This is a genomic window from Arthrobacter sp. zg-Y20 (genome assembly GCF_030142075.1).
Taxonomy (GTDB): Bacteria; Actinomycetota; Actinomycetes; order Actinomycetales; family Micrococcaceae; genus Arthrobacter_B.
The window spans coordinates 3471981-3486589 of sequence record NZ_CP126241.1 but is presented as its reverse complement, the minus strand read 5'-3'; the positions used below and the strand labels follow the sequence as shown (position 1 = coordinate 3486589).

The 14609-nt window shown below is 66.4% G+C and carries 13 protein-coding genes; 12 read left to right on the top strand and 1 reads right to left on the bottom strand.

Translation table 11 applies throughout. The annotated features are described in order from the left end of the window. Positions 1–4 precede the first annotated feature (4 nt). From QNO06_RS16785 to QNO06_RS16745, 9 genes are all read left to right on the top strand, one after another. Positions 5–1000 (top strand): ABC transporter permease, encoded by a 996-nt coding sequence (locus QNO06_RS16785; protein ID WP_227912277.1) that lies wholly within the window; start codon positions 5–7, stop codon positions 998–1000. A gap of 158 nt (positions 1001–1158) precedes the next feature. After that, complete coding sequence (locus QNO06_RS16780) at positions 1159–2439, top strand: M18 family aminopeptidase (RefSeq protein ID WP_227912275.1); 1281 nt, start codon at positions 1159–1161, stop codon at positions 2437–2439. Between the two features lie 201 nt (positions 2440–2640). After that, entirely contained in the window at positions 2641–2991 is a 351-nt protein-coding gene (gene rpsF / locus QNO06_RS16775) for a 30S ribosomal protein S6 (RefSeq protein ID WP_227912274.1), read from the top strand. Between the two features lie 35 nt (positions 2992–3026). Then, the gene (locus tag QNO06_RS16770; RefSeq protein ID WP_227912272.1) at positions 3027–3590 is read left to right on the top strand and encodes a single-stranded DNA-binding protein; all 564 of its coding nucleotides are present in this window, start codon (positions 3027–3029) and stop codon (positions 3588–3590) included. A 149-nt stretch (positions 3591–3739) separates the two neighbouring features. Then, entirely contained in the window at positions 3740–3979 is a 240-nt protein-coding gene (gene rpsR, locus QNO06_RS16765; protein ID WP_003800144.1) for a 30S ribosomal protein S18, read from the top strand. Between the two features lie 17 nt (positions 3980–3996). Continuing rightward, complete coding sequence (rplI, locus tag QNO06_RS16760) at positions 3997–4446, top strand: 50S ribosomal protein L9 (protein ID WP_227912270.1); 450 nt, start codon at positions 3997–3999, stop codon at positions 4444–4446. Between the two features lie 536 nt (positions 4447–4982). Beyond that, on the top strand, positions 4983–6365 hold the full coding sequence (gene dnaB / locus QNO06_RS16755; RefSeq protein WP_227912268.1) for a replicative DNA helicase: 1383 nt from the start codon (positions 4983–4985) through the stop codon (positions 6363–6365). 72 nt (positions 6366–6437) lie between these two features. Continuing rightward, positions 6438–7070, top strand: coding sequence for a cell division protein CrgA (locus QNO06_RS16750; RefSeq protein WP_227912267.1), 633 nt, complete (start codon positions 6438–6440; stop codon positions 7068–7070). A gap of 124 nt (positions 7071–7194) precedes the next feature. Then, on the top strand, positions 7195–8871 hold the full coding sequence (locus QNO06_RS16745) for an ABC-F family ATP-binding cassette domain-containing protein (protein ID WP_227912266.1): 1677 nt from the start codon (positions 7195–7197) through the stop codon (positions 8869–8871). A 1-nt stretch (position 8872) separates the two neighbouring features. On the opposite strand, the gene QNO06_RS16740 is transcribed toward QNO06_RS16745, so the two are convergent. After that, on the bottom strand, positions 8873–10870 hold the full coding sequence (locus tag QNO06_RS16740; RefSeq protein ID WP_227912264.1) for an APC family permease: 1998 nt from the start codon (positions 10868–10870) through the stop codon (positions 8873–8875). 24 nt (positions 10871–10894) lie between these two features. Here QNO06_RS16740 and QNO06_RS16735 point away from each other — a divergent pair, with 24 nt between their 5' ends. The 3 genes from QNO06_RS16735 (at position 10895) to QNO06_RS16725 (ending at position 14609) form a co-directional block, all read left to right on the top strand. Then, a complete protein-coding gene (locus QNO06_RS16735) occupies positions 10895–12052 on the top strand; it encodes a LacI family DNA-binding transcriptional regulator (RefSeq protein ID WP_331461471.1) in 1158 nt (385 codons plus the stop codon). 125 nt (positions 12053–12177) lie between these two features. After that, positions 12178–13866 carry a ribulokinase gene (araB, locus tag QNO06_RS16730; protein WP_227912262.1) on the top strand — a complete coding sequence of 563 codons (1689 nt, stop codon included), beginning with the start codon at positions 12178–12180 and terminating at the stop codon, positions 13864–13866. After that, positions 13863–14609, top strand: coding sequence for an L-ribulose-5-phosphate 4-epimerase (locus QNO06_RS16725; RefSeq protein WP_227912260.1), 747 nt, complete (start codon positions 13863–13865; stop codon positions 14607–14609). The genes araB and QNO06_RS16725 overlap by 4 nt, the downstream gene beginning before the upstream one ends.

Genomic DNA, 14609 nt, shown 5'->3' with positions numbered 1-14609 from the left:
AGCCGTGAGCACTGCAACCACCGACAAAAACCAGGCCGGTACTGCACCCGGCGGCCCTGCCGGGTCCGGCGTGAACTTCCTGCGGGTGCTGAAGTCCGAATGGATCAAGGTCACCACCGTACCGTCCACCGTAATCCTCCTGGCCGTGACCGTGGTGGTGATGATCGGCCTGGCCAGCCTCGCAGCTTGGGGAACCGCCCAGCTCGCCAGTGAATCCGCTCCCGCCGCCGGGGCCAGCGCTCCCGCAGTCCCGGGCGAAGGAAGCGGAACCACTCCCGCTGTTCCCGAGGGCGCAACCGCTCCGGCAGTCCCGGAGGGTGCAACCGCTCCCGCCGAACAGACCGCCCCGGGCGTGGATACCCAGACCGGACCGCCGGCAGCGGACAGCCTGGTCCGCGACATCCCGGCCAGCGGACTCTTCTTCGGCCAGCTGCTGATCGCCTCGCTGGGCGTAGTGCTGATCGCCTCGGAATGGGGCACCGGAATGATCCGCTCCACCTTCAGCGCCGTGCCTAAGCGCACCCCGGCGCTGCTGGCCAAGAACCTGATCATCGCCGTGGTCTCCTTTGTGGTGGGCGCCGGAGCCGCATTTATCTCCTACCTGATTGCCCGGCCGATCCTGGGCACTGCTGACCTGAGCCTGTCCCTGGGTGACGAAGGGGTGCTCGCCAGCATCTTGAACACCGGCACCTGCCTCGCCCTCATCGCGGTGTTCGCCATGGCCATCGGCACCCTGCTGCGGAACACGGCCGGGGGAGTGGTGACGGCCATCGGCATCATCTTCGTCCTGCCGCTGGTGGTGCAGATTGTGTCAGGGCTCGCGGACTGGATACCCGATGCCGCACGGATCCTGCCCAGCAACGCCGGAGCGCAGCTGGTCTCCGCCGGACCAATCGCTGATGGTGACCTTACCCAGCTCCAGGGCGGGCTGGTCCTTGCCGCCTGGGCTGCGGTCCTGCTTGTTGTATCCCTGGTCGTCACCAAGAGGCGCGACGTCTAGGCCCCTAGAACTTCGGTGAAGGCGGCAGCGGAAGAACGGCCGCCCCGCCTTCACCGGACACCTCCTCCCCAACCCCCGGAAGCGTGCTTCCGGGGGTTGGTTACGTGCGGGGCGGCTGCCGGTTACGCCGCCGCTGTTCGCTCTGGTTGAATCGGAGCATGTCTGACGCATTGGCCCACGTAAATGATCTCGGCGCGTTTGTCAGCGCCTCCCCGTCCAGCTTCCACGCCGCCCGGGAAGGTGCGCGCCGCCTGGCAGCAGCCGGCTTTACCGAAGTAGAAGAGACCGGGGATTTCCCGCACTCACCGGGAAAGTACTACGTCGTCCGTGACGGGGCGTTCATCGCATGGATCACTCCGGATGCCGCCGGGGCGGCAACCGGGTTCTCCATCCTGGGCACCCACACCGACTCGCCCACCTTCAAGCTCAAGCCCCGTCCCACCACCGGACGCCTCGGCTGGCTGCAGGCCGGCGTCGAGGTTTACGGTGGTCCGCTGCTGAACTCCTGGTTGGACCGCGAACTGCAGCTCGCCGGCCGCATGGTCACCCTGGACGGCGTGGAGCACCTGGTGGAGACCGGTCCCCTGCTGCGCTTCCCGCAGCTGGCCATCCACCTGGACCGCGCGGTGAACGAAGGCCTGAAACTGGACAAGCAGCAGCACATGAACCCGGTGTGGGGACTGGGTGACCCGTCCACTGCGGACCTGGTTGAGCTGCTCGCAGCCAAGGCGGGGCTGGCCGCCGAAGAGATTGGCGGCTACGACATTGTGGCGGCGGATACCCAGCCGGCACAGGTCTTCGGTGCCGGTGGGGAGTTCTTCGCCTCCGGCCGGCTGGACAACCTCACCTCGGTCCACGCCGGTGTGGCAGCCCTGATCGCTGCCGATGTTGCGCCTGCCGCCCCCATTGCAGTGCTGGCAGCCTTTGATCATGAAGAAGTGGGCAGCGGCAGCCGTTCCGGCGCAGCAGGTCCGTTCCTGGAGGATGTGCTCCTGAGGATCAGTGACGGGCTGGGTGCCACTGCCGCGGACCGGGCACGCGGTCTGGCCGCATCCTTCTGCATCTCCGCCGATGTGGGCCATGCCGTGCATCCCAACTACGCCGAGCGCCACGATCCGGCGAACCATCCGGTGCTTAACGGCGGGCCGCTCCTGAAGATCAATGCCAACCAGCGGTACACCACCGATGCGCCCGGCACGGCCAAGTGGGCCCGCCTGTGCGCCGGCGCGGGTGTGCCCTTCCAGGAGTTCGTGTCCCACAACTCCGTGCCCTGCGGATCCACCATCGGCCCGCTGACCGCCACCCGGCTGGGAATCCGGACGGTCGACGTCGGCATCCCGGTGCTGTCCATGCACTCGGCAAGGGAAATGGCCGGCGTGGAGGACCCCTTGCGCCTGGCCGCCGTAGCGGAATTGTTCTTCAGCGCCGGAGCACCGTGACCGCGCAGGACGCGGCGTGCCGACGGGCCGTGTTCTTCCGGCCTGCGGAAATCGGATAGGATAGGAAAGTCTGTGCTGTCGGCTTTGGCCGGCAGATTCCCCTTGCCGCGGATCAGCCGCGTGCTCAGGGGAGACAACGCAAAAGAACCTCCTGTTACGGAAATACCGTGACCGTACAGCCCAAAGGAGGTGGGTTCACAAATGCGTGCTTATGAACTGATGGTAATCATCGACCCCGAGGTCGAAGAGCGTACCGTCGAGCCTTCGCTCGACAAGTTCCTCAATGTAATCCGCAACGATGGTGGAACCATCGATAAGGTTGACATCTGGGGCCGTCGTCGCCTGGCCTATGAAATCCAGAAGAAGTCTGAGGGCATCTACGCGGTGGTTAACTTCACCGGTACGCCCGCAGCAGCAGCTGAGCTTGACCGCCAGCTGAACCTGAACGAGACCATCATGCGCACCAAGATCATCCGCCCGGAAGAGCAGAAGATCTCGAAGAAGGATGCCAAGAAGGCCGCTAAGGACGCTGCAAAGGTTTCCGCAGAGTAATTTCGGACAACCCGTACTGATATCAGGAGGCTTTCATGGCAGGCGAGACAACAATCACCGTCGTCGGTAACCTAACCAACGACCCGGAACTGCGGTTCACTCCGTCCGGTTCGGCAGTGGCGAACTTCACCATTGCTTCGACCCCGCGGACCTTCGACCGTCAGTCCAACGAGTGGAAGGACGGCGAAACGCTGTTCCTCCGTGCGTCTGTCTGGCGTGAAGCAGCTGAAAACGTCGCCGAGTCCCTCACCAAGGGAACCCGCGTAGTTTGCCAGGGCCGCCTGAAGTCGCGTTCGTACGAAACCAAAGAGGGCGAAAAGCGCACCGTTATGGAGCTTGAGGTCGACGAAATCGGCCCCTCGCTCCGCTATGCCTCTGCCAAGGTTACCCGCACCCAGCGCTCCGGCGGTGGCGGCGGCGGCTTCGGCGGCAACAGCGGCGGTGGCGGCGGTGGCTTCGGCGGCAACTCCAACTCCGGTTGGGGTGGCGGCCAGCAGCAGCCGCAGTCCGCGCCGGCCGACGATCCCTGGGGCGCCCCTTCGGGCGGCAACTCCGGCGGATGGGGCAACGGCCCGGATTCCAACGATCCGCCCTTCTAACCCCTTCACCCGAAGAGCTGCTTACACCTTCCGGCGCAAGCAGCCCTTCAACCGGCGCCCTTGGGCGCCATCCTCAGACGGCAACCGCCGTCGAGCCCATCCCGTGGAATATGTATCCACGGGCTCCACTAGACATAAGGAGCTCCACGATGGCTAAGGCTGAACTTCGCAAGCCCAAACCAAAGTCCAATCCCTTGAAGGCCGCTGACATCACTGTCATCGACTACAAGGACGTAGCATTGCTGCGCAAGTTCATTTCCGACCGCGGAAAGATCCGCGCCCGTCGCGTAACTGGCGTAACCGTGCAGGAACAGCGCAAGATCGCCCAGGCAATCAAGAATGCCCGCGAAGTTGCTCTCCTGCCGTACTCCGGCGCTGGCCGCGGCTAAGGAAAGGAACCACACTAATGGCAAAGCTCATTCTGACCCACGAAGTAACCGGTCTCGGCGCTGCCGGCGACGTCATCGAGGTTAAGGACGGTTACGCACGTAACTACCTCCTGCCCCGCGGCTTCGCTCTGACCTGGACCAAGGGTGGCGAGAAGCAGGTTGAGTCCATCAAGGCTGCCCGCGCTGCCCGTGAGCACGCTTCCCTGGAAGATGCTCAGAAGCAGGCTGCCGCTCTCTCCGCCAAGCCGGTCAAGCTGACCGTCAAGGCCGGGGAATCCGGACGCCTCTTCGGCACCGTCAAGCCCGCAGATGTTGCTGCTGCTGTTGAGGCCGCCGGTCTCGGCGCCATCGACAAGCGCAAGGTTGAACTGCCGACGCACATCAAGTCGGTTGGTTCCTTCCAGGCCAACGTCCGCCTGCACGACGACGTTGCTGCCGTCATCGACCTTGAGGTCGTTGCCAGCTAGCGTCCAACGCAGTTGCACAGGACACCCTCCGGCTTCCTAGCCGGGGGGTGTTCTGCGTTCACGGGTTGATTGTCCCTATTTCCACAGCAGGCTTGGTTCTTGTGGATATCGTCACCACGGGTTGGGGAAAATCCTGCTCAATATGCCCGTTTAGCGGCGCTGTCAACACGGACCCGACACCCGGGCGCGGCGGAAAATAGTTGGTTTGCACAGGTGTGGACAAGCGTTTGCCCTAGTCAGAGCGGTATTTGTGGAAAAACTGAATATTTATCCACATGCTTATACCCAGCCTGTGCACAAGACACGCCGTGTTATGCACAACCTATCCACAACACCTGTGGATAACCCGTTTGTCGGGAGGGCCGCAGAGGCATACGGTTGCGGTGAATCCCTTCATCGCCACGCATGCCCGCCGGTCCGGATCAGTCAGCACCGCCGCCGGTTTCCTGCCGGATGGTCGGAGCCGGCTGATACTAATGGTCCGGTGCCCTGCAGGGCAGGGATTGCACCATTCTTTTATCCTGGAAAGGGTCACAGTGTCGCTCACGCATACGGACTCCAAGGCATCATCATCAAGTCCGGACTTCGCGAGGACACCTCCTCAGGACCTGGTCGCCGAGCAGTCGGTGCTGGGCGGCATGATGCTGTCCAAGGACGCCATTGCCGACTGCGTCGAGGTGCTCCGCGGCATTGACTTCTACCGTCCCGCGCACGAGTCCATCTACGAAGCCATCATTGACCTGTACGGCCGCGGCGAACCGGCTGACGCCGTCACCGTTTCCGATGAGCTGACCAAACGCGGCGAAATCACCCGCATCGGCGGACCCGCCTATCTGCACACCCTCATCCAGTCGGTGCCCACCGCCGCCAACGCCGGTTTCTACGCTGAAATCGTCCGGGAACGGGCCGTCCTGCGCCGCCTGGTCGGCGCCGGCACCAAGATTGTCCAGCTCGGCTACTCCAATGACGGCATGGAAGTGGATGACATCGTCAACGCTGCCCAGGCCGAGATCTACGCCGTCGCTGAACGCCGCACAGCGGAAGACTACGTCCCGCTGAAGGACATCATCGAAGGCACCGTGGACGAGATCGAGTCCGCCGGGCACCGGGGCGAGGGCATGACCGGTGTGCCCACCGGCTTCTACGAACTCGACGAACTCACCCAGGGACTGCACCCCGGGCAGATGATCGTCATTGCCGCCCGCCCCGCGGTCGGCAAGTCCACCTTCGCACTGGACTTCGCCCGCTCGGCAGCCATCAAGCACAACATGACCACAGTCTTCTTCAGCCTGGAAATGGGCCGAAACGAGATTGCCATGCGCCTGCTCTCAGCGGAGGCGACCATCGGCCTGCAGGACCTGCGCAAGGGCACCATCAAGGACGAACAGTGGGGCAAGATCGCCACCACCATGGGCCGGATGAACGACGCTCCGCTGTTCATCGATGACAGCCCCAACATGTCCCTGATGGAAATCCGCGCCAAGTGCCGCCGCCTGAAGCAGCGCCACGACCTCAAGCTCGTGGTGCTGGACTACCTGCAGCTGATGTCCTCCGGCAAGCGCGTGGAATCCCGCCAGCAGGAAGTCTCCGAGTTCTCCCGTGCCCTGAAGCTGCTCGCCAAGGAACTCGAAGTTCCGGTGATCGCCCTGTCCCAGCTGAACCGTGGTTCCGAGCAGCGAACGGACAAGAAGCCCATGGTCTCCGACCTGCGTGAATCCGGCTCCATTGAGCAGGATGCCGACATGGTCATCCTGCTGCACCGCGAGGACATCTACGACAAGGAATCGCCGCGTGCCGGTGAGGCAGACGTGATCGTGGCCAAGCACCGTAACGGTCCCACCAAAACCATTGTGGTGGGCTTCCAAGGCCATTACTCGCGCTTCTCCAACATGGCGGTCGAAGGCGGCAGCGGCTTCTAGCTGCCGCCGGTCCCAGCGCCCCGCCTCGTCCCCCCACCGCTTCGTTCCACCCACCACAGCAGGAGATCCGCCGTGCCCAAGTCCAAGCCCCGCAAGAAGGCCGTCAACAAGAAAAAGCAGGCCCGCCGGGCCGAGCATGAGATCAACGCCATGCTGAGCGGGGAGACCGCTTACTTCAGCGACGACGCCGAGGAGCTGCTGACCTCGCGCGGCTGGATCAGCGAGCGGAACCAGCCCGGCGGCGCGGACCAGGGTGATGCGTGGTACTGGATGCCCTCGCAGCTGCCCGCCTACCTCGAAGAAGGCGAGCCGGTGCCCACGTCCGTCTATCCCTCCTCCGATACAACATTCGTGGGGCAGCTGGCCACACCGGACGGCTCGGTCCCGCCGGAGGCACAGGCCGAATACGGTTCCCTGGCGGAGCTGGAAGCGGACCTCGACCGCCTGGAGGCCTACCGGGTTCCCGACGGCGCCTGGACGGCCCTGCCCGGGTCCGCCGACGAAACCCCGGCGGACCTCATTGACTCCATTACCGAGGAGTGGGAGCTGATCGCCGAGCTGATCCACTTCCCCTACAGCGCCGATGACGGTCCCCGTTCCTTCGCAGCCGTACAGCAGGCGGTGCAGGACGGCCGGCTCACCGAGTACGCGTACAACTCGATCCTGGCCGGACGCGGCGCTGCCCGCCCCGGGGATTCCGGCTAGCATCGGGGGCATGTTCCTGTCCTAGCGCTCCGCGCCCGCGTCCGCGGCTGCCGCCGACTCCCTCTGCGGGGCCGGCGGCGTCAATGCCCGGCGGGCAGACCTACGGACCGTCAGGACTGTATCCTTGGCTGCTTTTCACCCTCCGTTTCCCGGCACGGCTTCCGCCGGATCATCCCTGCACCTCAAACTGGATTCCGTCGGGATCGGCTATCCCGGCCGCCCGTTGTTCCGTGACATATCGTTCAGTGTCAGCGCCGGCGGCCGCACCGGTCTCATAGGTGCCAACGGGGCCGGCAAATCAACCCTGCTGCGCATAGCCGCCGGTCAGCTGGACCCGCACACCGGTACGGTCCTGCGGCCGGCTTCCACCGGGATGCTGCCGCAGGAACAGAACCAGGTTGCCGGCGCCAGCATCAGCGATGCGGTGGAGGCCGCCGTCCGGCCGGTCCGCCTGCTGGAGCCGGCCCTCGCAACGCTCGCCGAAGAACTCGCGCACGGCAGCGGCGATCCGCGGACCGAACATGCCTACGACCTGGTCCTGCGCGAGGCCGAGAGGGTCGGACTGTGGTCCCTGGACGCCCGGATCAGTGCCGTGCTGAACGGTTTGGGCCTGGGCTCGCTGGCCGGGTCCCACCCCGTGGCGGCACTGTCCGGCGGCCAGCGCCGCCGCCTCTCACTGGCGGCCCTGTTGCTGGAACGTCCCGTTGCGCTGCTGCTCGACGAGCCCACCAACCACCTCGACGACGACGCCGTGGCCTTCCTGGTCGCCGAACTCCCCGCCTGGGAAGGCCCGGTACTGATGGCCAGCCACGACCGGTGGTTCCTGGACGCTGTTGCAACTGACCTCGTTGACCTGGACCCTTCCCCGGACCCGGAAGGCCGGGGCGGGCCCGCCGTGCAGGGGCGGCGCTACGGAGGCGGTTACTCTGCCTACCTGGCGGACCGGGCTGCCGAACGGCGCCGGTGGGCGGAAGACTGGCAGGCGCAGGAAAAGGAACGCCGCCGTCTTTCCCAGGCGGCTGGTGTCGACTCGGCCGCCGTATTTCATACCACCGTTCCCCGTACCGAGGCCCACGGAGCGAAGAAGTTCTACAGTGACCGGGCCGCGAAGACGGTGGGCGGCAGGGTCCGCGCCGCGCGCCGGGCGTTGGAGGAACTGGAGCGCCGCGCCGTGAGCCCGCCGCCGGTACCGTTGCATTTCGCCGGCCCCCCTGCCGGCACGGAGCTGCGCGCGCCCCGGGCGGAGGGTGACTTGCTCCGGCTCAGCGGCGCCGGAGTGCCGAGGCGCCTGCCGCCGGTGGACCTGGTGCTCGCGGAGGGAGAGCGCCTGCTCGTGGAAGGAGTCAACGGGCGCGGCAAATCCACCCTGCTGGCTTTGCTGGCCGGATTACTGCCGGCGGGGGAGGGGCGCCTGGAGCGCCGTCCCGGACTGCGGATCGGCCTGCTCGCGCAGGAGGAGGAGTGGCCGGACCTGGACCTGCCCGCGCGGGACGCGTACCGAAAGATGCTCGCCGCGCCGGATACCGCGCCTGCGCTGGAGCAGCTGGGCCTGCTGGACCCGGAGGCCGCGGCCCGGCCCCTGCGCGCACTGTCGCCGGGGCAGCGCCGCCGGGTGGCCCTGGCCGGGCTGATGGCGGAGCCGCCGGAGCTGCTCCTGCTCGACGAACCCACCAACCACCTGTCCCTGGCGCTGGCGGAAGAGCTTGAGGAAGCGTTGCTGCGGTATCCCGGAACGGTGGTGCTGGCCAGCCACGACCGCTGGCTCCGGCGCCGCTGGAAGGGCCGGCGCCTGCTGCTGTAGCTCAGCCCCGGCTGTGTGCGCCCGGTCCGCCGGCGGGTTCCCCGTGCGCATCGTGGCTGGAGGCGAGCTGCCACGGCACGCTGGCAACCATGATGGCCGGTTCGAAGTGCAGCCGCGCCTTGATCCGCAGTGCCGTCTGGTTGTGCACCAGCTGCTCCCACCAGCGGCCCACCACGTATTCGGGGATGTACACCACGAACAGTTCCCGCGGGGCGTTGCGGCGGGCTTCGCGCAGATACGCCAGGACGGGCGAGATGGTCTCGCGGTAGGGAGAGGACAGGACCGTCAGCGGGACGGGGATCTGCAGGCGCTCCCATTCGGCCAGGGTACGCCGGGTCTCTTCCGGATCAATGTCCACAATGATGGCGTTCAGGCTCGACGGGCGGGAGGCCCGGGCGTAGGCGATGGCCCGCAGTGCGGGCTTGTGGACCTGCGAGATCAGGATCACCGCGTTGACCCGGGAAGGCAGGGCCAGCCCGTGTTCGTCCTCCTTCAGCGCCAGCTCGCGTGCGACTGTGTCATAGTGCACCCGGATGCTGTACATGATCACGTAGAGCACGGCCATGGCAAGCAGGGCAATCCAGGCGCCGTGTGTGAACTTGGTGATAATGACAATGAGCAGCACCAGGGCAGTCATGCCGAAGCCGCCCGCGTTGATCACCCGCGACCGCTGCATCCGGCGTCGTGCGTCTTTGTCCCGTTCGGTGCGCAGCTTGGCCGTCCAGTGCCGGATCATGCCCAGCTGGCTGGCGGTGAAGGATACAAAGACCCCAACGATGTAGAGCTGGATCAACCGCGTGACGTCGGCGTCGAAGGCCACGATCAACACCAGCGCGCCCAGGCCCAGGGAGATAATCCCGTTGCTGAAGGCCAGCCGGTCACCGCGGGTGCGCATCTGGCGCGGCAGGTACCCGTCCTTGGCCAGAATCGAACCCAGGACCGGGAAACCGTTGAACGCGGTGTTGGAGGCGAAGACCAGGATCAGGCCGGTGGAGGCCACCACTACGTAGAACGGCAGGCTGCCGCCGCCGAAAATGGTTTCGGCCAGCTGGCTGATCACCGGATGCTGTACATAGTCCTCACCCACCGGTGCGCCGTTGACGGTCAGCTGGGTGGCAGGGTCCTGGGCCACATGCACCTTGGTCAGGTTGGCCATGGCGAGGATACCGCCAATCATGGCCGTGGCAATCACGCCCAGGAGCAGCAGCGTGGTGGCGGCATTGGTGCTTTTGGGCTTGCGGAAGGTGGGCACCCCGTTGCTGATGGCCTCGACGCCGGTCAGCGCGGCAGCCCCGGAGGAGAACGCCCGCAGGAGCAGGAACGCCCCGGCCAGACCCACCAGGCCGCCGTCCAGGCCGGCCTCGGGCACCAGCCCGAAGGAGGCGGACGGAGCTTCCCGCAGGTTGCCGGAAAGGAACTGGATCAGGCCGGTGAGGCACATGCCCACCACCGAAGCCATAAAAATGTAGGTGGGCACGGCGAACACTGCGCCCGCCTCACGGATACCCCGCAGGTTCACCAGGACCAGCACCGCCACGCCGATCACGGCAATGGTGGCCTGGGTGCCGTGCAGCGCCGGAACGGCAGTCACCAGATAGGACGCCGCCGAGGACATGGACACAGCCACCGTCAGCACATAGTCCACCAACAGTGCCGAGGCGACGGTCAGCCCGGCGGGCTTGCCGAGGTTGGTGCTTGCAATCTCGTAGTCACCGCCGCCGGAGGGGTAGGCGTGCACGTTCTGCCGGTAGGAGGCCACCACGGTGAGCAGCACCACGATAACGGCCAAACCCACCCACGGGGATACGGTGACGGCAGCGACCCCGGCCAGCGCCAGGGTCAGCAGGATTTCATCCGGCGCGTAGGCAGCCGAGGACAATGCGTCAGAGGCAAAAACCGGAAGCGCGATCCGCTTGGGAAGCAGGGTGTGCGCAAGGCGTTCATTACCGTAAGGACGCCCGACCAGAATGCGTTTGAGCGCATTGAAGAATGTGAGCACGAGGTCCTACGTTAGACCGGTCTGTTGGCACTGTCCAGAAGCCCGGGCACGGCACTGCTGGCCCCGCAGGCCGGGACACCGGACAGCGACGGCGGCGGGTGCCGGGGCGGTGCTGGTGCAGTACCGTTTACGACTATGGTCTCTGTGGATGGTGCTGGCTCCGATCGGCCGCGGCGTGCCGCGAATATCAGGGATGTGGCGGCAGCGGCGGGGGTCTCCCACCAGACGGTCTCCCGCGTGATCAACGGCCACGCGAACCTGCGCGAATCAACCCGCCGCCGGGTGTTGGACGCCATGGAGGAGCTGCAGTTCCGACCCAACCGGGCGGCCCGTGCGCTGGTCACCAAGGAATCCCGGATTATTGGCGCGCTGGTGGCCTCGGGTGCCGAATACGGACCTACGGCCAGCCTGCAGGCCGTGCAGACGGCGGCCAACGAAGCCGGTTACGTAGTGGATGCCGCGCACATCGACACCGCGGACCGGGCCTCCATCGAAGCGGCACTGGACCGCCTGATGAGCCACGCCGTCGAAGGCCTGGTCCTGCTGGCCCCGCAGTCCCGGACCTTGGAGGTCATTGAGCAGCTCTCCATCCGGATTCCCTTTGTCACCGTGCACTCCCTGCACAGCGAGGACCACCGCATGTCCGTGGACCAGCTGGCCGGCGCCCGGTTGGCTACCCGCTGCCTGCTGGAACTGGGGCACCGTGACGTGGTGCATGTGCCCGGACCGCAGGAATGGGTGGAGACCCAGGCGCGCCGCCAGGGCTACCTGGAGGAAATGGCCGCCTGGGACCTGCCCCCCGCTGTTGTGCCGGCGGGGGAGTGGACGGCGGAGTCCGGCTACCGGGTGGGCGTGGCCCTGCGCGCGCAGGAGAGGTTCAGTGCGGCAGTATGCGGGAATGACCACATAGCCCTTGGCCTGGTCCATGCCTATGCCGAAGCCGGGCTGCGCGTCCCTGCGGATTTCAGTGTGGTGGGCTTCGACGACGTTCCTGAGGCTGGACACTTCCTGCCGCCGTTGACCACGGTGCGGCAGGACTTTCCGGAACTGGGACGCCGGTGCATCGCCGTGCTTCTGGCGGAGCTGCGCGGTGAGGCACCGCCCACGGCCGGAGATGTGGCGCCGCGCCTTATCCGCCGGGCGTCCACCGCACCGCCGCCGCCGGCCGTTATCAAAAAGTAATCTATGAGTGTGGCGCACGCCACATTCGCAAGAGTAGTCTGGCTCGAAATACCAATGTGACCGTTCACAATCCGCAGCGAATTCTTATTCCGCGGATCCGCGGTCCCGCTGACAATGAGGTCACCGTGAGCCAGACCAGTACAGCCCCCGTACATGTAGTGGGGATCGACTACGGCACCCTGTCCGGACGTGCTGTCGTGGTCCGGGTGCACGACGGCGCCGAGCTGGGTTCGGCGGTCTCCACCTATCGGCACGGGGTCATGGACTCCGTGCTGGCGGCTACCGGCTCGCCGCTTCCCTCCGACTGGGCCCTGCAGGTCCCGTCCGACTACATCGAAGTGCTGCGGGAAGCCGTGCCCGCCGCCATCCGGGCCGCCGGCATCGATCCGGCGTCGGTGATCGGGGTGGGCACGGACTTCACTGCCTGCACCATGGTCCCCGTGACCGCCGACGGCACGCCGCTGAACGAACTTCCCGGCCTCGCCGACCGCCCGCACGCCTACGTGAAACTGTGGCGGCACCACGCGGCACAGGGCCAGGCGGACCGCATCAACAAGCTCGCGGCGGACCGCGGGGAAGCATGGCTGGCGCGGTACGGCGGACTGATTTCCAGCGAATGGGAGTTCGCCAAGGGCCTGCAGCTCCTCGAGGAAGACCCGCAGCTGTACGAGCGGATGGACCACTGGGTGGAGGCGGCGGACTGGATTGTCTGGCAACTGACCGGCACCTACGTGCGCAACGCCTGCTCGGCCGGCTACAAGGGCATTTTGCAGGACGGCGCCTACCCGGACCCGGACTTCCTGGCGGCGCTGAACCCGGACTTCGCAGGTTTTGTGGCGGAGAAACTGGAACATCCCATTGGACGGCTCGGCTCGTCAGCCGGCACCCTCAGTGACCAGGCGGCTGCCTGGACCGGCCTCCCCGCGGGGATCGCCGTCGCTGTGGGCAACGTGGATGCGCACGTGTGCGCGCCGGCCGCCGGGGCCGTGGCCCCCGGCCAGATGGCCGCCATTATGGGCACATCCACCTGCCATGTGATGAGTGCCGAGCACCTGCGCGAGGTTCCCGGAATGTGCGGCGTGGTGGACGGCGGGATTGTGGACGGTTTATACGGCTACGAGGCCGGACAGTCCGGCGTGGGCGATATTTTCGGCTGGTTCACCAAGCACTTCGTGTCCGCTGAACTCTCGGAGGAAGCGGCGGCGCGCGGCCTGAGTGTCCACGAACTGCTGACCGAACAGGCAGCCCGGGAGGAAGTGGGTGCCCACGGGCTCCTGGCCCTGGACTGGCAGTCCGGCAACCGTTCCGTGCTGGTGGACCACGAACTTTCGGGGCTGCTGGTGGGCCTGACCCTCGCCACGCGGCCGCACGAGGTCTACCGATCCCTGCTGGAGGCAACCGCATTCGGCACGCGCACCATTGTGGAGGCCTTCGGCGCCTCGGGGGTGCCCGTCACGGAATTCATCGCCGCCGGCGGACTGATTAAGAACCGCTTCCTCATGCAGGTCTACGCCGATGTGCTGGGTATGCCGATCTCCGTGATCGGCAGCGACCAGGGCCCGGCGCTCGGCTCAGCCATCCACGCCGCCGTCGCCGCCGGTGCGTATCCCCACGTCCGCGACGCCGCCGCCGCCATGGGCCGGATCAAACGCAACGAATACCTGCCTGATCCGGTCCGCGCCGAGGCGTATTCCGTGCTCTACGCCGAATACACGGCCCTGCACGACTACTTTGGCCGGGGCGGCAACAACGTGATGCGCCGGCTCAAGGCGCTTAAACGTTCGGCACACCAGGTCCGGGAGGTGCCGGCGTGAACGAGCTGACACCGGACCTCGAGGAGGCCGCGGTCCGGGTCCGGCAGGAGGTCTGGGCCCTGCACGCTGAGCTGGTGCGGTACGGCCTGGTGGCCTGGACCGCCGGAAACATCTCCGGCCGGGTGCCCGGCACCGACTTTTTCGTGATCAAGCCCAGCGGCGTGGCCTACGGGGAGCTGACACCGGCGAACCTCATCCTCTGCGACGGCGACGGGCAGCCGGTCCCCGGTGCTTCCGCAGCCGGCCTGGCACCGTCGAGCGACACCGCCGCGCATGCCTACGTGTACCGGCATCTGCCCGCCGTCGGCGGAGTGGTGCACACGCACTCCCCGTACGCCACTGCATGGGCCGCCCGGGGAGAGCCGGTGCCCTGCGTCCTGACCGCCATGGCAGATGAATTCGGCGGCGAAATACCGGTGGGCCCGTTTGCCGTGATCGGGGACGACTCGATCGGACGCGGCATTGTGGCCACTCTGGACGGGCACCGTTCCCGTGCGGTCCTGATGCGCAACCACGGGCCGTTCACCGTGGGCCGCGATGCCCGGGACGCCGTGAAAGCCGCCGTCATGCTGGAGGACGTTGCCCGCACGGTGCACCTCTCCCGGCAACTGGGCGAACCGGTGCCCATTGACCCCGAGCATATTGACGCTCTGTTCCACCGGTACCAGAACGTCTACGGGCAGGGCACGCCGGACGTCCCCTCGCCAACACCTGCAACCCCTTCGACTTCAGGAGCGCACTGA